We start from the raw sequence: 21,435 nt of genomic DNA, 5'->3' as shown, positions 1-21,435 counted from the left end.
CGCGAGGGGCCTAGTCGGGACGGGTCACCGCGGCCTTGACGAGGTCCGCGGCGGTCGCGTCCGGCAGGTAGGCGCGCAGGATCGCGAGCGTGAGGGCGGGCAGCTGCGCCTCGTCCGGGTACATGAGGTACAGCGGGCGGTGCTCGGGCTTGAACTTCGCCTTGAACCGCTCGAGGCTCGTGAAGCCGTAGTACGGCTCCATCTTGTCGGCGAGGATGTCGAGCAGCCGCTCGACGGTGCCCTCGACCTCGCCCGAGTAGCTGAGCGGCGCGGCCGAGAGCGAGATGAACTCGTAGCCGGCCTCCTTGAAGGCCACCGCGGACTCCGCGATGAGGAACTCCATCACGCCGCTCATGACGCCGTCGTCGAGGCGGCGCTTCATGATGTCGATGGTCCACCCGACCACGTCGCCCCCGCGGTAGACCGGTAGCCAGCTCGTCATGCCGTGGACGGTGCCGTCCTCGTCGACCGCGACGTGCATCTCGACGTTCGGATCCGCGGCCTCCGGCAGGTCCCCGAGCGTGAAGCCCATCTCCGGCAGCGACTTGTCCCCCGCCCACTGCGCGGAGATCGCCTCGAGCTGGTCCTTGACGCCGCGCGGCGCGTCCGCGAAGCGGAAGGTGCGCATCGTCACGCCCTCGCGCTTGGCGCGGTTGATCGCCGAGCGCACGTCCTGCCACGCCTTGCCCTTGAACTCGAGCTCGGGCAGGCGGACCACCGTGTCCTCGGCGACCTGGATCGCCTTCCAGCCCGCGTCCTCGAACCGGGCACGGGCCTCGTTGCTCACTGCGAAGTACGCGAGGCGCCAGCCGCGCGAACGGCAGAAGTCCGCGAACTCGGCGTGCGCGGCCGCGAGGTCCGCGGTCCGCCCCACGGGGTCGGACAGCACGATCGCGGTGCTGCCCACCTGCTTGAAGCCCAGCCCGACGGTGCCCTCCTCCGACACCCAGTGGTCGATGCCGTCCCAGCGGTTCATGTACCCGATGCTCGTCATCGCCTCGGTGTCGCGCTGGATCGCGATGAAGCGGTCGCGCACGGCCTCCTCGGTGGTGTGGCGACGCGCTCCCAGCAGCAGCGCGAGCAGGAAGATCACGAAGGCGAGGAACCACACCACGCCGATCGCGCTCAGCAGCCCGCGCGACAGCGCGGTGGTGCCCTCGAGCCCGGTGGTGCCGCCGAAGACGCGGACGGCGGCCTCGCCGATGGCGGTGCCGAGGGTGGGCTCGGGCGACAGCTGGGAGCCGAGGGCCATGATGGCGACCACCGTGAACGTCATGAGCCCCGCCACGGTGAGGAGCCCGCGGCGCCAGACGGTGCGGCGGGTGGCGCGGTCGGCCTTGACCGCGAAGTGCCGGCGCCAGCCGATCAGCAGCACGAGGAGCACCGCGTCGAGCGCGAGGTCGAGCAGCACCGACGGGGTGCCCTCGCCGACGGCGACGACGAGGAGGCTCGCGAGCAGCGCCAGCACGGTGAGCACGACCACGAACCACCAGGCGCCTCGGCGCCCGCGGTGCAGCGCGTAGGCGAACGCCAGCGAGATCACCGCGGTGCCGACGAGGCCGAGCGTGGTGAGGCCCGCATCGTCCGCCGCGCCGCCGAACTCGAGGATGCCGCCCTCGCCCGGCCAGATGCGGGTGACCAGCTGGTGGAGGCCGCCGAAGGCGAGGATCACGGCGGCCGTGTCGCGGACCTCCTGCGGGCCGAAGCGCCAGTCGAACGGCTCCCGCGCGCGGCCGACGATCCACGGGCCGATGAGGATGCCCACCCAGAACGCGATGGCGTGGCTGAAGTCCCAGATCTCCGCCGCGTAGAGGATCATCGCGATGCAGTACAGCGAGCCGACGAGGCGCACCCGCCGGCGCCACAGCAGCGGCATGCCCGCGGTGGCCGCGCCCAGGGCGCCGAAGCCGCCGTTGCTGAGCCCGACGTCGGGGACGTGCGCGAGCGTCTCGGCCCAGCCCACCCCCGCCGCGCCCAGGCCCAGCAGCAGCAGCGCCGTGCCGAGCACCGCGGCGATGTGCGTGCCGACCACGGCGATGAGCATCCGCAGCGTGCCGTAGCGCAGCTCGAGGAAGCCACCGCCGATGCAGAACGTGCCGAGGATGAGCGCGTACATCCATGGCTCGGGGGCGATCGCGGCGCCGGCGAGAAGGTTGATCCAGTGGCCGTCGGCGAAGGCGTCGACGCCCCAGCCCCAGCGGTCCACGAGGCCGGACTCCTCGGCGGGTGTCCAGAGCGCCCCGGTGAGCGCGCCCACCGCGAGCACGACGAGCGTGACGGCGATGGTGCCGGGCAGGCGGCGGGCGAGATCCGTGGCGCGGGACAGCGCCGACGGCTCCGCGGTGACGGTCGCATCCGTGGTCATGCGTTCACGCTAGCGGCGCGGGCGGGCCGCGGCGAGGGCGAATCGCGCCGCGCTGCCAGGGGGAATGACCAGCGGACGTGCCTCGGTTACCCTTGGGTAGATGCCCGCGCACCCACGCGTGGATGACTCGAACGCCATTCGCGCGTCAGATGACAGGGAGCAAGATGAACGCGGACGACCGCACCACCACGTCGACCCGCGGCCTGTACACGCCGCGACCGACCGAGCCGACCACCGGCCAGGTGCCGTCGCGTCGAGCCTTCATGCCGGTTGGCGACCCGACCGCCGAGGCGGCGCCCGTCAGCGGCCAGACGCCCACCCGGACGCCCGTGACGGGCCAGACGCCCACCGCATCGTCCGCCGCGCCGTCGACGGGTTCGATCCCGCAGCGCACGGCGCTGCGCCCGCAGTCCACGCCGGGCGGCATCCCCACGACCGCGCAGCCGGCCCCCGCACGTGAGGCCGCGCAGCCGCAGGCCTTCTCCCCCACGGGAGCGCCCGCCGCGGCCCCGACCACCGAGCCCTCGCGGCTCGACGGCGCCGTGGGCGCCGGAACCGCCGCGATCGGCGCGGGCGCCGCGAAGGTCAAGGGCCTCGCGGGCCGGGCTGCCGAGAGCTTCAAGGCGGGCGACGACCTCGCGGTCCCGACGAGCAAGGGCGGACCCCGCAAGGCCCGCGTGCTGATGTCGCGCATCGACCCGTGGTCGGTCCTCAAGCTCGGCTTCCTGCTGTCCATCGCGGCCGGCATCATGCTCGTCGTCGGCGTGTTCGTGCTGTGGAACGTGCTCAACGGGATGGGCATCTTCGCGCTCGTCAACGAGTGGGTCGTCAAGCTGTTCGCGCAGGACTCCGAGATCGACATCATGCAGTTCTTCGACCGCAACAAGGTCATGAGCGCGACGATCCTCGTGTCGGTCGTCAACGTGGTCCTGCTGACGGCCCTCGCGACCATCGGCGCGTTCCTCTACAACGTCGTGTCGTCGGTCGTCGGCGGCGTCTACGTGACCCTCACGGACGACTGAACGGCCCCCGTCGCCGCGATTTTGTCTCGCGGCGACGGTGCGGTATCGTTTAACGCCGCGGCGCTGAAGCCGCGAGGGGCCCATAGCTCAGGCGGTTAGAGCGCTTCGCTGATAACGAAGAGGTCGGAGGTTCAAGTCCTCCTGGGCCCACCATGGTGATTCGATGGCCGCACATCGCGCTCATCACCTTCAGATCCACTCCCGGATTGTGGGACGATGTCCTTCATCCCACCACGGGGCCTTGGCGCAATTGGTAGCGCACCTGCTTTGCAAGCAGGGGGTTAGGGGTTCGAGTCCCCTAGGCTCCACCACTTCATGACGACCCCGCTCCGGCGGGGGTCCTCGTGCATCCGGGCCCGCGCGCCTGCGGCGGGACGATGCGCCCGCGCCGGGACCTACCGTCCGAGCGTCCTCACGAGCAGCCGCAACGCCTCCGCGCGCTCGAAGGCGGCCGCGGCGTCGGCGGTCATGCCCCGCTCGAGGCGCCACTGACGCACGCCCTCGTACGAGCGGATGTGGGACATGATCGTCTGGATGGTCTGCCCGAGCGGGGTCACCGGGATCGGCGAGGTCAGCAGCGCCGCGCCGCCGCTCTCGGCCCAGTCGGTGAGCACCTGCGCGCCGAGGTTGTCGTGCTCGAGGCCCGCGTGACCGTCGTCGCGCGTGCAGCGCAGCACCCGCCCGCTGAGCTCGTCGACGTGCACCACCGCGCCGCAGAGGACCCGCCGCGCGGCGGGCGTGAGGTCGTGGGGCGCCGTGCCGAACAGCCGGTCGAGCAGCGCCGGCCGGTCGGTGGGGGTGAGGTCGTCCGCCGCGTCCGGTCGGGAGTGCCGCGCGCGCCGGGCGCTCGACCTCTCGAGCACGCCGGTCCCGCCGGACACCTGGCCCCGGTACGCCTCGGGCCAGACCGTCATCGCACCGCCTCGTGGGCGCGCGGGAGGGGCGTCCGTGCGGGTCGCTTCGGCTCCGGCATGCGCACCTCCCTGTCCTGGTATGGACCCTATCGACGGGGTTCGTCCCCCGGAAGGTGCGCGGCGCGCGTCGTCGTGTGCAATTCACCACAGATCCCACGAATCCCACGGAACGCACGTTCCGGTCGGGGGTGGACAGGGTGGGCGGGCGGCGGCCGGCGCGCGGCAGCGGCGCACCCGCGGCGCGGGTCCCGCCCCTGCGGGCTTACCATCGTGGGATGGGCGATCTCCAACGTTGTAATGACCCCGCGACGGTGCCGATGCACGGCGCCCGGGCGTTCCCCCAGGGCGCCATCACGCTCACCGGCGGGCCGCTGCTCGCCGCGCTCGAGCGCTCGGTCGAGACGGTGCTCGCCCACGATGCCGACCGCCTGCTCGCCCCGTACCGGCGCGAGGCCGGCCTCCCTGCGACCGCCGAGCCGTACGGCGACTGGGAGTCCCGCGGCCTCGACGGCCACATCGGCGGCCACTACCTCTCCGCCCTGTCCCACCTCTATGCCGCGACCCGCCGCGAGGACATCCACGCCCGCCTGCGCGCGATGCTCGACGGCCTCCGGGAGTGCCAGGACGCCGTGGGCACCGGCTACCTCGGCGGCACCCCGCGCGGCGTCGAGCTCGGCGAGGAGCTGCGCGCCGGCCGCATCGAGGCCGAGCCCTTCGCCCTCAACGGCCGCTGGGTGCCCATGTACAACCTCCACAAGGTGCTCAACGGCCTCGTCGACGCGTACGAGGTCGCCGGCCAGGACGACGCGCTCGGCATGGCCGTCGCGTGGGCGGACTGGTGGATGGCCATCAGCGCGGGCCTGGACGATGCGCAGATCGAGACGATCCTCACCGCCGAGTTCGGCGGCATGAACGACGCGTTCTTCCGCCTCGCCGCGCTCACCGGCCGCGAGGACCTCGTCGCCGAGGGCCGCCGCTGGTCCCACCACCTGCTGCTCGACCCCCTCCTCGCGGGCGAGGACCGCCTCACGGGCCTCCACGCCAACACCCAGGTCCCCAAGGCCGTCGGGTACGCCCGCTCGGGTGCGGACGACCTCACGCGCGCCGCCCACCAGTTCTGGGACGAGGTGGTCCACGACCGCACCGTGTCGATCGGCGGCCACGGCGTGCGCGAGCACTTCCACCCGGCGGACGACTTCCGCGCGATGGTCCTCGAGGCCCTCGGCCCCGAGTCCTGCAACACCTTCGGCATGCTCCAGCTCACCGACCTCTTCCGGCAGGAGTCCGACGACCTCGAGCTCGTCGACTTCGCCGAGCGCGCGATCCTCAACCACGCGCTCACGGCCCAGCACCCGGGACACGGCGGCTTCGTCTACTTCTCCCCGCTGCGGCCCGCGCACTACCGCGTCTACTCGAGCCACGGCGAGTCGATGTGGTGCTGCGTCGGCTCGGGCCTCGAGAGCCACTGCCGCTACGACCGCTTCCTGTTCTCGCGCGACGGCGACAGCCCCCGCGTCGAGATCTACGAGCCCGCCGTCCTCGACTGGGACGGCATCCGGATCGAGGTCCGCGCGGACCTCAAGGCGTCCTGGCGCGTCGAGATCGACGTGACCGCGGAGGCCCCGCACGACCGCATCGTCCGCCTGCGCATCCCGGACTGGTCGGAGGGCGCGGACCTCAGCGTGGACGGCGAGGCCATCGAGGCGGCCGCCGGCGTCGGCGAGGTCGCGCTCGAGCGGCGCTGGGAGGGGACCACGCGCATCGTCCTCGACCTGCGCCCGAGCCTCGCGCTCGAGGGCCTGCCCGACGGCTCGCCGTGGGCGTCCTTCCGGTACGGCCCGTACGTGCTCGCGCACCGCGACGGGGACGATGCGCTCGAGGGCATGATCGCGACCGGCAAGGACGCGCCGCACGTGGCGATCGGTCCCCGGCACCGCATGATCGGGACGCCGGCGCTGATCGGCGACGAGATCGACGTCGCCGCGTGGGGCGCGACCGCCACCGTGACGGCGTGGCGCCTCGACGGCGACGCGCCCGCGCAGGTCGAGCTCTACCTCGAGCCCTACAACGGCATCCACGACGAGCGCTGCACCGTCTACCTGCCCCTCGGCGAGAGCGCGGACGAGGTGCGGGAGATGCTTGCGGAGCTCGACCGCGACGAGCAGGAGGACGCCGACGTGGTCGACGTCGTCGCGCCCGGCGAGCAGCAGTCCGAGATGGACCACGGCTACGTGTCCCACCTCTCGCGCATCGAGTGGATCAACGCGCGCAGCTGGCGCATGGCCGAGGACTGGTTCGCCTACACGCTCAAGCCCAAGGCGGCCGGGCCGCACCTGGTGCGGATCCGCTCGCTCGTGGGCCTGCCCGCGGGCGGGGACGATGCGGTGGTGCGGCTGGGCGGCGCCGTCGTCGAGCCCGTGTCGAGCGTCGTGCGCAACGTGCCGCTGTACGGCGACGTGGTCGAGGCGGTCTACGAGGTCTCGGTGGCGTCGGAGGGGATCGAGGTGCGCTTCGAGGCCGGCCCGGGTGGCGCGACCGCCGGGATCGCCGGCGTGGCGCTCATGACGCCGTCGGCCGCCTAGCGGGGGCCCGGCGGGGCGGTCGCGGGCGGCGTATGGGGCTCAGCAGCAGCCGTCGGAACCGCCGCCGCAGCACCCGGCCTCGTCGGTGACGGTGGCGGCAACGGGCTCGGGGGCCTTCGCCTCGCCGCCTCCGCAGCCGCAGGCGCCGCCTCCGCCGCAGCCGCCGCCCGCGCGGGGCGCGCGCTCGGGCCGGGCCTGGGCGCCCTCGAGCGTGTAGCCCGCGTCGTGGATCGCCGCGTCGGCGTCGAAGGCGAAGTCCTCGGCGGCGGTGCCGGCGTCGAGCAGCACGACGGCGCGGCCGCTGGCGTGGTCCACCGACGCCGAGCGGACGCCGGTCAGGCCCGTGAGGGCCTTCTCGACGGAGGACGAGCAGCCGTCGCACGTCATGCCGGAGACGGCGAGCTCGACGACGGTCCCGGGCACGTGGGTCATGATCTCCATGCCCCGACGGTAATCCTTCCAGCCCGGGGCAAGGTCAACCCTTGGTCCCGGGAACGACGAGGGGCCCGGCCATGCGGCCGGGCCCCTCGCGTCGCGTCTGCGGCTACTTCTCGTCGGGCTTGGCCTCCTCGACCACGTCCTCCCACACGTCCTCGGCGTCGTCGATCGTCGAGACGACCTCCTCGGCCGCCCGGGCGCGGGCCTCGTCCGCGGCCTCCTTGACCTTCTTCGCCTCGGTGATCGCGGTGTCCTTGACCTTGGTGAAGGCCGGACCGGCGACGTCGGCGACCTTCTTGGCCTCGGTGACGGCCGTGTCGCGGACATGCTCGGCGGCGGGGCCGGCGGCCTCGCGCACCTTCTCGTACGTGGGACCGGCCTTGTCGTTGATGACCTCGGCTGCGGCGTTGGCGGCCGCGGTCGCGGCGTCCGCGGCCTTCTTGGCGGCGTCCGCGGCGGCGTCGACGGCCTTGTTGACGTTGCGGCGCAGGTTGTCCTTGAAGTCGCCCTCGGCGGCGAACTCCCACTCCTCGTCCTCGCCGGCCCACTCGTCGCGACCCTTGTCGCGGCGGGCCCACACGACGACGGCGGCACCGGCCGCCGCGGCGAGCGCGATCGGCACGAGGACGCGACCCCAGCCGCGGCCGCCCTTCTCCTCGTCGGCTCCCGCCGCATCGTCCACCGCCGCCAGGACCGCCGGGATGGCGGCGCCCACGATCGCGGCGTGCGCGACGTCGACCCAGTGCTCGGTGGTGTCGCCGGCCTTGTGGACGTAGGGCGAGGCCTTCTTCGCGCCCTTGTGATACGCCTCCTTGGCGCGGGGCGTGGCCCACTCCTTGGCGCTCTCGTACTGCGGCTCGGCCCACTCCTTGGCGCGCTTCGCGGCCTTGCGTGCGGCATCGGAAGCCTCGCGTGCCGCCACGCGCGCCTGCTTCGCCGCATCGGCCGCCTGGTCGCGCGCCTTGTCGGCGTCGAAGCTCTGGAAAGAAACCTTGCCCATGTTGCGCTCCTCCTGGTCCGTGCCTTGTTGTCCCTTCTCATCGGACAACTCGCACTCGTCCTCAACCCTTCCGTCCATCGTGCCACTTGAGGCGCGTGGTGGCGAGGGCCATGGAACAATGGCGGGCATGATCGCAACGCTTCAGACCACCGCAGGGGACATCCGCATCGAGCTGTACCCCGACCACGCGCCCGTGACCGTCAAGAACTTCGTGGGCCTCGCCACCGGCGAGAAGGAGTGGAAGAACCCGACGACCGGGGAGAAGTCGACCGACCCGTTCTACGACGGCCTCGTCTTCCACCGCGTCATCTCGGGCTTCATGATCCAGGGCGGCTGCCCGCTCGGTACCGGCACCGGCGGCCCGGGCTACAACTTCGACGACGAGATCCACCCCGAGCTCCGCTTCGACGAGCCCTACCTGCTCGCCATGGCGAACGCGGGCCAGCGCCTCAACCCCATCACCGGGCGCCCCGGCGGCACCAACGGCTCGCAGTTCTTCATCACCGTGGACAAGCCGAGCTGGCTCAACGGCAAGCACACCATCTTCGGCAAGGTCGCGGACGACGAGTCCAAGGCCATCGTCGACGCGATCGCGAGCACGCCCACCGATGGTCGTGACCGTCCCCTCGAGGACGTCATGATCACCGGCGTCACGATCTCCGAGTAAGACGCGGATGACCCAGGATCCGGGTGCCGCTGCGCCCACGTGCCCGCGGCACCCGGACCGGGTGTCCTACGTCCGCTGCCAGCGCTGCGGACGCCCCGCCTGCCCCGAGTGCCAGCGCCCGGCCGCGGTGGGGATCCAGTGCGTCGACTGCGTGCGCGAGGCGCGCGCGAACGTACGGCCGACCGTCAACCGGCTCGGCTTCACCTCCGCCCACGGCACGCCCTACGTGACGGTGAGCCTCGTCATCGCCAACGTCGCGGCCTTCGTGTACGGGTACATGGTGCTCGGCAAGCAGCTGTGGTGGGCGCGCTGGGCGCTGCTGCCCGCGGCTGGCGAGGCGACCGGCGGCATCGGCGACGAGTGGTACCGCTGGATCAGCTCCGGCTTCGTCCACTTCTCCATCTGGCACATCGCGATGAACATGCTGGTCCTGTGGCAGTTCGGGTCGCAGCTCGAACCCATCCTCGGAAGGCTCCGCTTCGGCCTGCTCTACGGCGCGTCGCTGGTGGGAAGCTCGGCCGCGGTCGAGCTCCTCGCGGATGGCGGCGCGCACGGCGGCGCGTCGGGAGCCATCTTCGGCATCATCGCCGCGTACGCCGTCGTGCTGCTCAAGCTGAGGCTCGACTACCGCGCGCTGGTCACCACCGCGGGGCTGTGGCTCGTGCTCGGCTTCGTGATCCCGGGGATCTCCTGGCAGGGACACCTCGGAGGCGCGGTCGTGGGCGCCCTCACCATGCTCGCGATGCTGCGCTGGGTGGACCGCAGGACCCCGTAGCCGCGGCTTACGCCGTCACGGCCCCGTCGCGTCGCGGCGGGGCCGTTCGCGTCTCCCGCGCATCGTCCCTCGCGCCGCGGTGCCGCCGGCGCGGGCCGCCGGCCGGCGACGACCGCCCGCCCGAACTCGCCGCGCTGGCGGCGCCTCCCAAGGCGGGCCCGAATCCTCTCCACAGGCGGGGCCTGTGGACAAGAACGGGCTCATCCCCCGGTTTCCCCACAGTCATCCACAGATGTGAATGACATCCGTGTAGTTATCCCCACCGTTGTGCACAGCCGGGGATAACTACACCCGTGTGGTTTCTCCACCGTTGTGGACGGGCATGGGGATAACTACAAGGGTGTGATTCACTTCCAGCGTGTGAGCAGCACCATGCCCGCGGCCATGAACACGAACCCGAATCCGAGGTTCCAGTCGTAGATGCCGGGGATCGGGTACTGCGCCTTCGACACGTAGTAGACGACGATCCACGCCGGGCCGAGCACCAGCAGCGTGAGAGCCGTGGGCAGGAGCCACTTGGGGTTGTCGCTCTGGGGCTTGCCCAGGTTGCGGGGGGCCTTGTAGACGTTCTGGTCGCGCTTCTTCGAGACTGCCACTGTCAACTCCGTGGGTTCTGCGCGCGCATACGCGCGCGGGGATGGGTCCAAGGGTACCGAGAGAGGGTCCCGGAGCGGGATTCCCGCTGGTGCGGGGCTCCCGTAGGCTGGGCGCATCATGACGGCATCCGTCCAGGTCCCCACCGAGCCCGATGCGCCGAGGCCCGGCCGCGCGGGCATCGGCACGCGCCTCGTCGCGCTCGTCGGCGAGCTCCTCATCATCGCGGGCGCCGTCATCGGCCTCTACGTGGTGTGGCAGCTCTTCTACACCGACGTGATCGCCGGCAAGGAGCAGGACCACGTGCTCGAGACGCTCGACTGGGCGTACACCGAGCCCATCGTCGCCGCGGACCAGGAGGAGGACGACGGCCCGGAGGTCATCCCTGCCGGCGCCCGCATGCCTCCCGAGACGGCACCCGTGATGGAGGAGCCGGCCTTCGCGAGCACGTTCGCCACGTTCTACGTCCCCCGGTGGGGCACCGACTACGTCAAGCCGGTCTCCGAGGGCGTGACGCGCGCGGAGGTGCTCGACGTGCTCGGCATCGGCCACTACCCGGGGACGGGCATGCCGGGTGCGTACGGCAACTTCGCGATCTCGGCGCACCGCACCACGTACGCGAAGCCGTTCAACCGCATCGCCGAGCTCCAGCGGGGCGACGCGCTCGTGGTGCAGACGGAGGAGGCCTGGTACGTGTACCGGGTCACCGACGACCTCATCGTCTACCCGAACCAGGTCGAGGTCATCGCGCCCAAGCCGGGCGAGCTCGACGCGGCGCCGGACGGCTACTACATCACCCTGACGACCTGCCACCCGATGTACTCGGCGGCCGAGCGCTACATCGTGCACGGCGAGCTCGAGTACTGGGCCCCGACCGGCATCGGCGTGCCCCCCGAGATCCTCGAGGAGATCCCTCAGCCATGATCTTCCCGTTCGTGTGGCGCCTGCTGCCCGGCCCCGCCTGGCTCAGGGTGGTGCTGCTCCTCGTCCTCGTCGCCGCGATCGTCGCGGTGCTCTTCCAATGGGTGTACCCGTGGTTCTCCGTCACCTTCGACATCCAGGACCAGAACGTGGAGGCCGTGCCATGACCCGCATCCTCGTCGTCGACAACTACGACTCCTTCGTCTACACGATCGTCGGCTACCTGCGGCAGATGGGTGCCGAGACCGTCGTCGTGAGGAACGATGCGGTGGCGCAGGCGGGCGACGTCACCGAGTACGACGGCGTGCTGATCTCGCCCGGGCCCGGCACGCCCGCGGAGGCCGGCTCGTCGATGGACGTCATCCGCCGCTGCGCCGAGACCGGCATCCCCATGCTCGGCATCTGCCTCGGCCACCAGGCGCTCGCCGAGGTCTACGGCGGCGTCGTCTCGCACGCGCCCGAGCTCATGCACGGCAAGACCTCGGATGTCACCCACACCGGCGACTCGGTGCTGGGCGGGCTGCCGTCGCCCTTCACCGCGACGCGCTACCACTCGCTCGCGGTCGAGAACCCGACCGTGCCCGACGAGCTCGAGGTCACCGCCTCGACCGCCAACGGCATCATCATGGGTCTGCGCCACCGCGAGCTGCCGCTGCACGGCGTGCAGTTCCACCCCGAGTCGGTGCTCACGGAGGGCGGCCACCGGCTGCTCGCCAACTGGCTCGAGGTCTGCGGGATGCCCGACCCTGAGGCGCGCGCGGAGGGGCTCAGCCCGCTCGTGCGGAGGTAGCCGGGTACGGCGGCGCCGTCATCCGCGGGATCCACGCGCGGAGGGGCGGAGGGTTCGTGTCGCGACGCTCCCGCTATATATGCACGAGGGGGCGGGGCGCTCGTTCGTGCATAGATAGCGGGAGCATCGAGCACCTATACCGTCTGCCGGATGCGCGCGCCCACCGTGCGCCACCCGAGGGCCCAGATGAGGGCGAGCGTCGCGATCACGGCGCACGTCATCATCACCGCGGCGAGCGGGACGACGGTCGCGCCGCCGAGGCTGACCAGCGGTGCCACGAGCGCCGCGAGCCCGAACTGGAGGGCGCCCAGCACGGCCGAGGCGGCCCCGGCCGCCGCGGGAACCGCGTCCAGCGCCAGCGCGGTCGCGTTGCCGAGCACAAGACCCAGGCTCGCGACCCCGGTGAACAGCGGGAGCGCCAGCCAGCCGACGGGAAGCCCCAGCGCCACCATGAGCCCGAGGGCCAGCGTCGAGGCGAGCACGAGCAGGATGCCGAGGCTCAGCAGCAGGCGCACGTCGCGCGACTGCGCGGCCTTCGCCGAGACCGCGCTCACGACCATGAGCCCGAGGGCGTTCACGCCGAAGGCGATGCCGTAGCCGGTCGCGTCGAGCCCCATCATGTCCTGGTAGAGGAACGGCGACGCGGAGATGTAGGCCATCATCACGGCGAACGCGAACGAGAAGGTCGCGGCGTAGCCGAGGAAGGCGCGCGATCGCAGCGCGCGCAGCGGCGAGCCGGTCGCGATGCGCTCGGCGCGGTCGGCGAGGCGGCGCTCGGCCGGGTAGGACTCGCGCACCACGGCGAGGACCGCAACGAGCATGAGGACCGACAGCCCGAGGACCACGCCGAGGATGCCGCGCCAGCCGATCGGCTCGACGAGGACGCCGCCCACGACGGGGGCGACCACGGGCGCGACGCCGCCGACGATCATCATGAAGCTGAAGGCGCGCGCGGCGGCCTTCCCGGTCGCGAGGTCGGAGATGATCGCGCGGCCGATCACCATGCCCGCGGCGCCGCCGAGGCCCTGGAGGAGCCGCGCGGCGACGAGCACGCCCACCGAGGGTGCGAGCACCGTCGCGACGCCGGCGACCACCATGAGCACGGCGCCGGCGATGAGCGGCGGCACCCGCCCGAAGCGGTCCGACAGCGGGCCGAACACGAGCTGGCCCGCGGTGACGCCGAGCAGGAACGCGGTGAGGGTGAGCTGGATGGTCGTGGCGCCGGTGCCGAGGTCCGCCGCCATCTGGGGGAACGCGGGGAGGTAGAGGTCGGTCGCGAACGGCGCGATCGCCGAGAGGAGGCCCAGCACGGCGAGCAGGGCGGCCGTGATGGCGGCTCCCGCGGTCGCCTGGGTCGGGGTGGCGGCGGTGCGGGGCGTGCTCGGGGCAGCGGTCATCGAAGGGTCCTCCCAGGGTTGAGTTATGAAAGTATAACTAAAATCCGGGCGGAGCGGTAGCCTCTCGGTCATGGTTGAGGACGACCCCACCGACCGGCTGCTCGCCGAGCTCGCCGAGACGATCCTGCGCATCGCCCGCGATCTCGACCCGCATGCGGCCGGTCTCGACGTGGTCCCGCTCACCGGCACCGAGACCGCCGTCCTCCGCTGGGTGCACAGGAACCCCGGCACGTCGCCCAGCGCGGCCGCCGATGCGACCGGTCTGCGCCGTCCCAACCTGTCGGCCGCGGTGCGCAGCCTCGAGGAGAAGGGCCTGGTGCGACGCTCGCCGGATCCGGCGGACCAGCGCCAGCAGCGGCTCGAGGCGACCTCGCTCGCGGACGAGGGCGTGGGACGCCTGCACGCCTACTGGTCGGGTCGCGTGCGGGCCGCGCTGGGGGACGACCTCGCCGAGGCGGGGGCGGTCGTCGACCTCCTGGACCGCCTCGAGTCGGGCCTCCGCGCCCACTGACTCCCAATGACAAAGGTGACAGTTGGGACTCACGGGCGATGGCGCCGCGGGGGACGGGGCGCCCGCGACCGGTGCCACGCATTCACACCCGTCACTCTTGTCATTGGGAATCAGCCCTTCCAGGTGGCTATGACGAGCATCGTCACCGCGAAGCCCACCGGCTGGTTGAGCCACAGGAACGTGCGCCAGCCGCGGTTGGCGTCCTCGCACGTCTCGTCCGTGACGCGCGTGAAGCGCGCCACGGAGGCGACGTAGGCGAGCGGCAGCACGGCCGAGAGCGTCGCCGGCCATGGCAACGCGAGCAGCACCAGGGACGATGCGGCGTACAGCGCGATCGCGCACCACACGGTCGCACGCGCGCCGATCACGGTGGCGACCGATGCGATCCCGCCCTCGCGGTCCGCGCGCACGTCCTGGACCGCGCCGAAGGCGTGGCTGGCCATCCCCCACAGGATGAACGCGACCCACACGGGCCAGGCGCCGTCGTCGAGCAGCGGCACGTCCGCGACCACGAGCGCGTAGAGCAGCGGGCCGCAGAAGTGCAGCGCCGACGTGAGCGAGTCGAGGAAGGGCCGCTCCTTGAAGCGCAGCCCCGGCGCCGAGTACGCCACCACCCCGAACAGCACGAGCACCAGGGTGATCCCCGCCGCGAGCGAGCCCTGCGCGAGCAGCCATGCGAACGGGGGCAGCACCGTGATCGCGCACGCCCACAGGATCGCCCGGTGCACCCGTCGCGCGTGCGCGCGGTCGCGCACCACGTCGCCCTCGATGCCGCCCTTGCGCGGGTTCGCGAGGTCGGACTCGTAGTCGAAGACGTCGTTGATGCCGTACATCAGCAGGTTGTACGGGACGAGGAAGAACAGCGTGCCCACGACGAGCACCGCGTCGACCTCGCGGGTGACCAGCAGGTACGCCGCCGCGAACGGGAACGCGGTGTTGATCCAGGACACGGGCCGCGAGGCGCGGACCAGCGAGACGAGCAGCCCGGGCGCCGGCGGCCGTCCCGTCGGGGCCGGATCGTGCGACTCAAGCATGGCGGGAGCCCCGCCCGGTGGGGGTCGACGGACCGGCGAGCCACGTCCACAGCGCCGGCACGAGCATCACGGCTCCCAGCGTGTACGAGAAGTCCTCGATCGGCGCGGAGCCCACGCGGATGCCGGAGATGAGCTCCTCGTCGTAGGCGACGATGCCGGACCCCACGATGAGGTTGTCGAAGACCGCGGTGAGCACGACCAGGGCGAGCCCGGTGAGCAGCAGGGGACGATGCGGGAGCCGCCGGAGGGTGGGGACCGTCACCGCGGCGATCAGCGCGAGGACCGCGACCGAGAGGAGCACGTACGTCACGCGGCCGCCTCCCGCCGGGCGCGGTGGCGGCGGTCGAGCCAGCGCCACAGCAGCAGCGTCTGATACGTGAGCAGGACGAGGAAGAAGAGCTCCTCGAGCGGCACGTCGGGGGCGAGCAGGACACCGGTGAGGTACGGCGCGTCCCCGATGAAGAAGATCCCGAGCCCCACCCCGGCGGCATCCCACGCGAGGAAGGCCGCGACCGCGATCGCGATCGTCAGCAGCGCCGGGCGGGGGCGGTCGAACACCGCGATCCGGTAGCGCGCATCGATCACGGCGAGACCCGTGATCGACACGAGCAGCGCCGCGAGGTACGCGAAGCCCGTCACGCGCCGGCCCTGCGCGCGAGGTTGCCGAGCACGCCGCCGGCGCGCGAGCGCCCGAGGAAGCCGCGGGGCGCCGGGGTGGGCAGGGGGCCCGCGTCGACGGCGCCGAGCAGCCGCTTGGCCACGAGCTCCGCGGAGATGAGGCACAGCGGCACGCCGATGCCCGGCACGGTGGAGGCGCCCGCGTAGAGCAGGTTGGGGATCTTCGCGGACACGTTCGCGGGCCGGAACACCGCCGACTGGGTGAGCGTGTGCTCGAGGCCGAGCGCGCCGCCCTGCCAGGCGCCGAGCCCGTCGGCGAAGTCGGCCGGCGTGGTGACGCGCAGGACGGTGGACCGCTCGGGCAGGTCGGGCACGCCCGCCCACGCCCCCACCTGCGCCAGGTAGCGGCGGCCGAGCGCCATGAGGTCGGCCCGGGACTCCGGCGTCGACCCGAGGTCGGGATCCGCGGGGAACGGCACGAGCATGAACAGCGAGTCCTTGCCGGCCGGCGACACCGCCGGGTCCGTCGCCCCCACGCGGGACACGTAGACGGAGGCCGGCACCGGGGGCAGCTCGCGCGCGAGGATCGCGTCGAAGTTCTCGTCCCAGTCACGCGTGAAGAAGAGGTTGTGGTGGGCCAGCTCGGGGACGTCGCCGTCGACCTCCGCCATGACGAGCAGGGCGCTCACGCCGGGCTTGCGGCGCCGCCACGACCGCTCGGGGTGGGTGCGCCGGTCCTCGGGCACGAGCACCGTCTCGACGTGGTGGAGGTCGGCGGCCCCGACCACCGCATCGGCCCGCACCACCTCGCCGGACTCGAGCTCGACGCCGGTGGCGAAGCCGCGGTCGTCGACGAGGATCCTGGAGGCAGGGGCGGAGGTGCGCAGCTCGGCGCCCTCCTCGCGCGCGACCCGCGCGATCGCCTCGGTGAGCGCGTACATGCCGCCGCGCGGGTAGCGCACGCCGTCGGTGAGATCGAGGTGGCTCATGAGCGAGAACAGGCCGGGCGTGCGCGCGGGCGAGGAGCCGAGGAACACCGCGTGGAAGCCGAGCACCTGGCGGAGGCGCGGGTCCTTCACCCGGGCGCCGATGCGCGCCCCGAGCGAGCGGCTCAGCAGGCTCGCGAGCAGCGGCAGGCGGCGGACCACGTCCCCGTTGACCGCCTTCCGGGGGCGCGCGAAGGTCGTGTAGAGGAACCGCTCGAGCGCGAAGCGGTAGAGCACGCCCGCCTCCTCGGCGTAGGCGCGCATCGCGTCGCCCTCGCCGGGGCTGAGCGCGTCGAAGCGGCGCCAGTTCTCCTCGGGGTCCGCGGACACGTCGAGCGTCTCCGCGGCGCCCCACGCATCGTCGCCCTCGAAGAAGACCCGGTAGCGCGGGTCGAGGTCGACGAGGTCGAGCTCGGTCCCGACGTCGCGCCCCATGAGCGCGAACCACTGCGCGAAGGCCTCGGGCATGAGGTACCAGGAGGGTCCGGAGTCGAACGTGTGGCCGGCGACCTCGACCCGGCCCATGCGTCCGCCGAGCGACGCGTGCCTCTCGAGCAGGACCACGTCGGCGCCGCCGCGGGCGAGCAGGCCCGCGGTCGCGAGCCCCGCGACGCCTCCCCCGATCACCGCGATCCGCGGTCCGGTCATGCGGTCCTCCTTCGGGACGTGGCGAGGTTGCGCGCCGCGAGGGTCGCCTTGACCGGGTTGGGGACCCGCACGCGCCGGGTCACGAGCCGACGTGCCGGGGTCGCGGCGATCTGGTCGAGCAGCCGGCCGTAGATGTCGATCGTCGTGCCGACGGCGGCACGGGCGCGCGGCGGCAGGGCGTCGAGCGTCTCCTCGGCCGCCGCGATGTCCGCGCGGCACCCGGCGACGAGCCCGGCGAGCCGCGCATCGTCCAGCGTCGCGGCGGTCACGCCGGGGAAGTACGAGCGTCCGAGGTCGCCGTCGTCGGTCGCGAGGTCCCGCAGGAAGTTGACCTTCTGGTACGCCGCGCCGAGCCTGCGGGCGCCCGCGCGCACGTCCGGCGCGAGCGGGCGCGGGCCGAGGCCCGTGTTGACGAACACCGCGAGGCACATCTCCCCCACCACCTCGGCGGAGCCGAAGATGTAGCGCGCGAGGGAGTCCTCGTCGTGGGCGGTGCGCGTGAGGTCCATCCTCATCGACGCGAAGAACGGCTCGGTCTGCTCGCGGGTGATGCCCACCTCGCGTGCGGTGAGCGCGAAGGCATGCGCCACGAGGTCGGAGCTGAAGCCCGCGTCCATGGCGCGGTGCACCTCGTCCTCGAAGCGCGCGAGCTGCTCCCCCGCATCGTCCCCGCGGTACGTGTCGACGATCTCGTCGGCGACGCGCACCATCGCGTAGACGGCCCGGATGTGCGCGCGCTCGGCGCGCGGCAGGATGCGCGTGCCGAGCCCGAAGGACGTCGAGTAGCGGGCGATGACCCGCGCGGCGGCGTCGCGCGCGGTCGCGTCGTAGAGGGCCAGCGCGGCCGCCTCGTCGTCGTGGTGGCGGCGCCGGGAGCGTCGGCTCACGACGGCCGGTCCTCGAGGCTGTCGATGAGGTCCACGAGGTAGCCCGACAGCGGCGCCGGGATCCGCTCGGAGGCGACGCGCCGCGCGATCCGTGCGTGCTGGCGCGCGACCCGAAGCGCGCGGTCCCGCGCACCCGACTCGACGAGCACCTCGCGCACCCGCTCCGCCCACGTCTCGTCGAGGTCGGGGTTGCCGACCGCGGCCGCGAGCAGGGCCTGGCCCGCATCGTCCGCCTGCTGGAAGCCGAGGCGCAGCAGCTCGGTGCGCTTGCCGGAGCGCAGGTCCGACAGCACGGACTTGCCGGTGACGGCCGGGTCGCCGAAGACGCCGAGGTCGTCGTCGACCAGCTGGAAGCTCAGCCCGAGCGAGGCGCCGAGCTTCTCGAGGTGGCCGACCATGGTCGGGTCGGCGCCCGCGAGCTGGGCGCCCGCGAGCAGCGGCACGATGCACGAGTAGGTCGCGGTCTTGAGCTCCGCGACGAGGAGGGAGTTGGCCTCCTCGGGCGCGACCATGTCGCCGTACATGTCGAGCAGCTCGCCCGCGATCGTGGTGCGGATGGCCCGCGTGACGAGGTCGAGGCAGGCGATGCGGTGGTGCGCGGGCAGCTTCGCGCGCGAGATGAGGTCGTAGGACGATGCGAGGGCGAGGTCGCCGCCCAGCAGCGCCGCGGACAGCACGTGGGACTCGACCTGCTCGGGGCTGAGGCGGCTGCCGGCGAGGGCGCGGCGGCGGGTGCCCGCGACGTTGGGCCGGCCGCGGCGCACCTCGTCGCCGTCGAGGATGTCGTCGTGGACGAGCATCGCCGTGTGGAGCATCTCCATCGCGGCGGCGACCGGCACCACGGCCTCGGGGTCCTCTCCGCCCAGGCCCGCGTACGCCGCGAGCGTGAGCGACGGGCGCAGGTTCTTGCCCCCGAGGTACTGGTCGCCCAGCGAGCCCCAGAGGTTGCGGTAGTCGGTGCCCGCGGCCGGCAGCTCCGCCATGGCCTGGGTCACGTGGTCGTCGAGGGTCGCGCGCACGGCGTCGAGGGCGGAGTCGACGAAGGCGCGCACCCCGTCGACGGTCCCCAGCGGCGTCATCATGTCAGCATAGACAGCGGCGCCCCCGGGGGTATTCCCCCGGGGGCGCCGTCGTGATCGAAGCGATGTCAGCGGCACTCGTACTGCTGCTCGGTCACGTCGGGCTGACCCGGGTCGGGCGTCACGAGCACCGCGCGCACGTCGCACCACAGCACGAGGTCGACCGCCGTGCCGGGCGCCACCTGGGTGCCCGAGTTCGGGTTGGTCGACTTCACGGTGCCCGCGAGGTTGGGGTCCGCCGCGCTCGTGTCGACCGTGACGTTGCCCACGGCGAGACCGTCGCCCTCGAGGTCGTTCCTCGCGGCGTTCTCGGACTTGCCCGTGACGTCGGGCACGGCGACCGTCGACGGCGCCTCGGCGACCACGAGCGAGACGGTCGAGCCGCGCTCGACGCGGCCCGCGCCGGGGTCCTGCGACATGACGGTGCCGGCCTCCACGTCGGAGGTCTCCTGGTACGTCTCCGACGGCACCAGGTTGAGCTTGCCCAGGCGCTGGCGCGCCTTGTCGATCGTGAGGTCCGTGAGGTCCGGCAGCTCGACCAGGCCGGTGGCGAGGTACAGCGTCACCGCCTCGCCGTTGGCGACCTCGGAGCCCGCCTTCGGGTCGGTCTTGGACGCGCGGCCCTCGTCGAGGGACGGGTCGTCGACCGTGTCCTTGGCGACCACGCGCAGCCCGGCGTCCTCGAGGCGCTGGATCGCGTCCTCCTCGGTGTAGCCCTTGACGTCGGGCACCGTGACCACGTCCGGACCGCTCGAGACGAACACCGTGACGGTGCTGCCCTCGTCGACGTTGCGCCCCGCCTTGGGGTTGGTGCGCGTGACCAGGTCCTGCTCGATCTCGTCGGACGCCTCGTTCTTGAACTCGACCTCGAGCCCGCGGGACTCGAGCTCGGTTCTCGCGTCGGCCTTGGTGAAGCCCTCGAGGTCGGGGATGTCGATGCTTGCCACGGAGGGGCTCGGCTCGACCGCCGGCGAGTCGCGGGTCATCATCATGAGCGCCGCGATGAGCAGCGCGGCCGCGACGAGCGCGGCGCCGAGGATCGACCACTGGATGATCCGGCGCCGTCGGATGGCGGCCGGGTCCTCGTCCTCCTCGATCGTGTCGACCGCGGCGGTCGCGGGGGCGCCGCCGGGGGTGACGGAGGTCGGCTGGCCGTCGGCCGCCCACGCGCCGCCCGGCATGACCGCGGTCTGGCCGGACGTCATCGGCTCGGGCATGATCTCGGTCGCGCCGGACTCCGGTGCGGCCTCGTCGCCGGCCATGGCGGCGGCGGCCACGCCCGCGGCCCCCGCGCCGAGCGCCGCGGAGCCGAGCGCGACCGCGCCGGTGGACGGCGAGACCCCGCCGCCCGCCATCACGCTGCGGAGGTCCGCGAGGAACTCCTGCGCGCTCGCGTACCGCTCGTCGCGGTTCTTCGACAGCGCGCGCATCACCACCTGGTCGAGCTCCGGCGGCACGTCCGACGCGAACTGCGACGGGCGCGGCGCGGGCTCGCGCACGTGCTGGTAGGCCACGGACACGGGCGAGTCGCCCACGAACGGCGGGCGCCCGGTGAGCAGCTCGAAGAGCACGCAGCCGGTGGAGTAGAGGTCGGAGCGCGCGTCGACGTTCTCGCCTCGCGCCTGCTCGGGCGACAGGTACTGCGCGGTGCCGACGACGGCCTGCGTCTGCGTCATGGTCTGGCCGGCGTCCGCGAGGGCGCGGGCGATGCCGAAGTCCATGACCTTCACGGCGCCCGTGGGCGTCAGCATGATGTTGGCGGGCTTGATGTCGCGGTGGACCAGGCCCGCGTGGTGGGAGTAGTCGAGCGCGGCGAGCACGCCGGCGGTGATCTCGACGGCCTCGTCGATGGGCGCGGCGACGTCGCCCTTGAGGATCTCGCGGACCGTGTGGCCCTCGACGTACTCCATCACGATGAACGGCACCGCCTGCGGGTTGCCGTCCGGGTTGACGATGGTGTCCTCGCCCGTGTCGTACACGGCGACGATGCTGGGGTGGTTGAGGCCGGCCGCGGCCTGGGCCTCGCGGCGGAAGCGGGTCTGGAAGGACGGGTCCCGCGCGAGATCCGCACGGAGGATCTTGATGGCGACCGTGCGCCCGAGCCGCGTGTCGTAGCCGACATGCACCTCGGCCATCCCGCCCCGGCCGATGAGGTCGCCGACCTCATACCGTCCGGCGAGGATCTTCGGTTCGTCGTTCATTCAGTG

Annotated in this window: 21 protein-coding genes and 2 tRNA genes; 10 read left to right on the top strand and 13 right to left on the bottom strand. The window is 72.6% G+C overall.

Annotation, left to right across the window (positions count from 1 at the left end):
* Window positions 1-10: 10 nt before the first annotated feature.
* Complete coding sequence (locus QQX09_RS09660; RefSeq protein WP_301133949.1) at window positions 11-2,365, bottom strand: bifunctional lysylphosphatidylglycerol flippase/synthetase MprF; 2,355 nt, start codon at window positions 2,363-2,365, stop codon at window positions 11-13.
* A 164-nt stretch (window positions 2,366-2,529) separates the two neighbouring features.
* Here QQX09_RS09660 and QQX09_RS09655 point away from each other — a divergent pair, with 164 nt between their 5' ends.
* The 3 genes from QQX09_RS09655 to QQX09_RS09645 all read left to right on the top strand — a co-directional run bounded on the left by QQX09_RS09655 (window position 2,530) and on the right by QQX09_RS09645 (window position 3,698).
* Window positions 2,530-3,387: a DUF3566 domain-containing protein gene (locus QQX09_RS09655; protein WP_301133947.1), complete on the top strand. Its 858-nt coding sequence runs from the start codon at window positions 2,530-2,532 to the stop codon at window positions 3,385-3,387.
* A gap of 76 nt (window positions 3,388-3,463) precedes the next feature.
* Window positions 3,464-3,540, top strand: a tRNA-Ile gene (locus QQX09_RS09650).
* An 82-nt stretch (window positions 3,541-3,622) separates the two neighbouring features.
* Window positions 3,623-3,698: transfer RNA gene (locus QQX09_RS09645), tRNA-Ala, on the top strand.
* Window positions 3,699-3,782: 84 nt separating this feature from the next.
* On the opposite strand, the gene QQX09_RS09640 is transcribed toward QQX09_RS09645, so the two are convergent.
* Entirely contained in the window at window positions 3,783-4,301 is a 519-nt protein-coding gene (locus QQX09_RS09640) for a hypothetical protein (protein ID WP_301133945.1), read from the bottom strand.
* 275 nt (window positions 4,302-4,576) lie between these two features.
* Here QQX09_RS09640 and QQX09_RS09635 point away from each other — a divergent pair, with 275 nt between their 5' ends.
* Window positions 4,577-6,883, top strand: a complete 2,307-nt coding sequence (locus QQX09_RS09635) for a beta-L-arabinofuranosidase domain-containing protein (protein WP_301133943.1) — start codon at window positions 4,577-4,579, stop codon at window positions 6,881-6,883.
* Between the two features lie 39 nt (window positions 6,884-6,922).
* On the opposite strand, the gene QQX09_RS09630 is transcribed toward QQX09_RS09635, so the two are convergent.
* Window positions 6,923-7,324, bottom strand: a complete 402-nt coding sequence (locus QQX09_RS09630) for a heavy-metal-associated domain-containing protein (protein WP_301133941.1) — start codon at window positions 7,322-7,324, stop codon at window positions 6,923-6,925.
* Between the two features lie 103 nt (window positions 7,325-7,427).
* Entirely contained in the window at window positions 7,428-8,321 is an 894-nt protein-coding gene (locus QQX09_RS09625; RefSeq protein WP_301133940.1) for a hypothetical protein, read from the bottom strand.
* Between the two features lie 127 nt (window positions 8,322-8,448).
* On the opposite strand from QQX09_RS09625, the gene QQX09_RS09620 reads away from it, so the two are divergent.
* Together QQX09_RS09620 and QQX09_RS09615 are read left to right on the top strand one after the other, a co-directional pair.
* The gene (locus QQX09_RS09620) at window positions 8,449-8,988 is read left to right on the top strand and encodes a peptidylprolyl isomerase (protein ID WP_301133938.1); all 540 of its coding nucleotides are present in this window, start codon (window positions 8,449-8,451) and stop codon (window positions 8,986-8,988) included.
* A 7-nt stretch (window positions 8,989-8,995) separates the two neighbouring features.
* A complete protein-coding gene (locus tag QQX09_RS09615; RefSeq protein WP_301133936.1) occupies window positions 8,996-9,763 on the top strand; it encodes a rhomboid family intramembrane serine protease in 768 nt (255 codons plus the stop codon).
* 347 nt (window positions 9,764-10,110) lie between these two features.
* Here the strand turns inward: QQX09_RS09615 and QQX09_RS09610 are convergent, their stop codons facing one another.
* Window positions 10,111-10,359, bottom strand: a complete 249-nt coding sequence (locus tag QQX09_RS09610; RefSeq protein WP_301133928.1) for a cell division protein CrgA — start codon at window positions 10,357-10,359, stop codon at window positions 10,111-10,113.
* Between the two features lie 118 nt (window positions 10,360-10,477).
* On the opposite strand from QQX09_RS09610, the gene QQX09_RS09605 reads away from it, so the two are divergent.
* Genes QQX09_RS09605 through QQX09_RS09595 form a run of 3 tightly spaced genes read left to right on the top strand, consistent with a single transcriptional unit; the run spans window position 10,478 to window position 12,068 of the window.
* Window positions 10,478-11,281: a class E sortase gene (locus tag QQX09_RS09605; RefSeq protein WP_301133926.1), complete on the top strand. Its 804-nt coding sequence runs from the start codon at window positions 10,478-10,480 to the stop codon at window positions 11,279-11,281.
* Window positions 11,278-11,445, top strand: coding sequence for a hypothetical protein (locus tag QQX09_RS09600; RefSeq protein ID WP_301133976.1), 168 nt, complete (start codon window positions 11,278-11,280; stop codon window positions 11,443-11,445). The genes QQX09_RS09605 and QQX09_RS09600 overlap by 4 nt, the downstream gene beginning before the upstream one ends.
* Entirely contained in the window at window positions 11,442-12,068 is a 627-nt protein-coding gene (locus QQX09_RS09595) for an aminodeoxychorismate/anthranilate synthase component II (protein ID WP_301133924.1), read from the top strand. Before QQX09_RS09600 ends, QQX09_RS09595 begins: the two co-directional genes overlap by 4 nt.
* A 134-nt stretch (window positions 12,069-12,202) precedes the next feature.
* On the opposite strand, the gene QQX09_RS09590 is transcribed toward QQX09_RS09595, so the two are convergent.
* Window positions 12,203-13,465: a Bcr/CflA family efflux MFS transporter gene (locus QQX09_RS09590; RefSeq protein ID WP_301133922.1), complete on the bottom strand. Its 1,263-nt coding sequence runs from the start codon at window positions 13,463-13,465 to the stop codon at window positions 12,203-12,205.
* Window positions 13,466-13,535: 70 nt separating this feature from the next.
* Here QQX09_RS09590 and QQX09_RS09585 point away from each other — a divergent pair, with 70 nt between their 5' ends.
* Window positions 13,536-13,976 (top strand): MarR family winged helix-turn-helix transcriptional regulator, encoded by a 441-nt coding sequence (locus QQX09_RS09585; protein ID WP_301133920.1) that lies wholly within the window; start codon window positions 13,536-13,538, stop codon window positions 13,974-13,976.
* A gap of 110 nt (window positions 13,977-14,086) precedes the next feature.
* Here QQX09_RS09585 and QQX09_RS09580 read toward each other — a convergent pair whose 3' ends face one another.
* From QQX09_RS09580 to pknB, 7 genes are all read right to left on the bottom strand, one after another.
* Entirely contained in the window at window positions 14,087-15,010 is a 924-nt protein-coding gene (locus QQX09_RS09580) for a prenyltransferase (RefSeq protein ID WP_301133918.1), read from the bottom strand.
* Window positions 15,003-15,320 carry a lycopene cyclase domain-containing protein gene (locus tag QQX09_RS09575; RefSeq protein ID WP_301133916.1) on the bottom strand — a complete coding sequence of 106 codons (318 nt, stop codon included), beginning with the start codon at window positions 15,318-15,320 and terminating at the stop codon, window positions 15,003-15,005. The genes QQX09_RS09580 and QQX09_RS09575 overlap by 8 nt, the downstream gene beginning before the upstream one ends.
* Window positions 15,317-15,649 (bottom strand): lycopene cyclase domain-containing protein, encoded by a 333-nt coding sequence (locus QQX09_RS09570; RefSeq protein WP_301133909.1) that lies wholly within the window; start codon window positions 15,647-15,649, stop codon window positions 15,317-15,319. Before QQX09_RS09570 ends, QQX09_RS09575 begins: the two co-directional genes overlap by 4 nt.
* A complete protein-coding gene (gene crtI / locus QQX09_RS09565) occupies window positions 15,646-17,262 on the bottom strand; it encodes a phytoene desaturase family protein (protein WP_301133907.1) in 1,617 nt (538 codons plus the stop codon). The genes QQX09_RS09570 and crtI overlap by 4 nt, the downstream gene beginning before the upstream one ends.
* Window positions 17,259-18,149, bottom strand: a complete 891-nt coding sequence (locus tag QQX09_RS09560; protein WP_301133905.1) for a phytoene/squalene synthase family protein — start codon at window positions 18,147-18,149, stop codon at window positions 17,259-17,261. The genes crtI and QQX09_RS09560 overlap by 4 nt, the downstream gene beginning before the upstream one ends.
* Window positions 18,146-19,228 carry a polyprenyl synthetase family protein gene (locus QQX09_RS09555; protein WP_301133903.1) on the bottom strand — a complete coding sequence of 361 codons (1,083 nt, stop codon included), beginning with the start codon at window positions 19,226-19,228 and terminating at the stop codon, window positions 18,146-18,148. Before QQX09_RS09555 ends, QQX09_RS09560 begins: the two co-directional genes overlap by 4 nt.
* A gap of 68 nt (window positions 19,229-19,296) precedes the next feature.
* Entirely contained in the window at window positions 19,297-21,429 is a 2,133-nt protein-coding gene (gene pknB, locus QQX09_RS09550) for a Stk1 family PASTA domain-containing Ser/Thr kinase (protein ID WP_301133900.1), read from the bottom strand.
* Window positions 21,430-21,435 lie beyond the last annotated feature (6 nt).

The organism is Demequina litoralis, from assembly GCF_030418455.1.
GTDB classification, from domain to species: domain Bacteria; phylum Actinomycetota; class Actinomycetes; order Actinomycetales; family Demequinaceae; genus Demequina; species Demequina litoralis.
Note: the sequence above shows the minus strand (reverse complement) of the source record. Positions and strands in the feature narration are given on the sequence as shown.

Bases quoted from the DNA above. Each gene is read 5' to 3' on its own strand.
- QQX09_RS09660 (WP_301133949.1), bottom strand. From the start codon at position 2,365: ATGACCACGGATGCGACCGTCACCGCGGAGCCGTCGGCGCTGTCCCGC.
- QQX09_RS09655 (WP_301133947.1), top strand. From the start codon at position 2,530: ATGAACGCGGACGACCGCACCACCACGTCGACCCGCGGCCTGTACACG.
- QQX09_RS09640 (WP_301133945.1), bottom strand. From the start codon at position 4,301: ATGACGGTCTGGCCCGAGGCGTACCGGGGCCAGGTGTCCGGCGGGACC.
- QQX09_RS09635 (WP_301133943.1), top strand. From the start codon at position 4,577: ATGGGCGATCTCCAACGTTGTAATGACCCCGCGACGGTGCCGATGCAC.
- QQX09_RS09630 (WP_301133941.1), bottom strand. From the start codon at position 7,324: ATGGAGATCATGACCCACGTGCCCGGGACCGTCGTCGAGCTCGCCGTC.
- QQX09_RS09625 (WP_301133940.1), bottom strand. From the start codon at position 8,321: ATGGGCAAGGTTTCTTTCCAGAGCTTCGACGCCGACAAGGCGCGCGAC.
- QQX09_RS09620 (WP_301133938.1), top strand. From the start codon at position 8,449: ATGATCGCAACGCTTCAGACCACCGCAGGGGACATCCGCATCGAGCTG.
- QQX09_RS09615 (WP_301133936.1), top strand. From the start codon at position 8,996: ATGACCCAGGATCCGGGTGCCGCTGCGCCCACGTGCCCGCGGCACCCG.
- QQX09_RS09605 (WP_301133926.1), top strand. From the start codon at position 10,478: ATGACGGCATCCGTCCAGGTCCCCACCGAGCCCGATGCGCCGAGGCCC.
- QQX09_RS09600 (WP_301133976.1), top strand. From the start codon at position 11,278: ATGATCTTCCCGTTCGTGTGGCGCCTGCTGCCCGGCCCCGCCTGGCTC.
- QQX09_RS09595 (WP_301133924.1), top strand. From the start codon at position 11,442: ATGACCCGCATCCTCGTCGTCGACAACTACGACTCCTTCGTCTACACG.
- QQX09_RS09590 (WP_301133922.1), bottom strand. From the start codon at position 13,465: ATGACCGCTGCCCCGAGCACGCCCCGCACCGCCGCCACCCCGACCCAG.
- QQX09_RS09585 (WP_301133920.1), top strand. From the start codon at position 13,536: ATGGTTGAGGACGACCCCACCGACCGGCTGCTCGCCGAGCTCGCCGAG.
- QQX09_RS09580 (WP_301133918.1), bottom strand. From the start codon at position 15,010: ATGCTTGAGTCGCACGATCCGGCCCCGACGGGACGGCCGCCGGCGCCC.
- crtI (WP_301133907.1), bottom strand. From the start codon at position 17,262: ATGACCGGACCGCGGATCGCGGTGATCGGGGGAGGCGTCGCGGGGCTC.
- QQX09_RS09555 (WP_301133903.1), bottom strand. From the start codon at position 19,228: ATGACGCCGCTGGGGACCGTCGACGGGGTGCGCGCCTTCGTCGACTCC.
- pknB (WP_301133900.1), bottom strand. From the start codon at position 21,429: ATGAACGACGAACCGAAGATCCTCGCCGGACGGTATGAGGTCGGCGAC.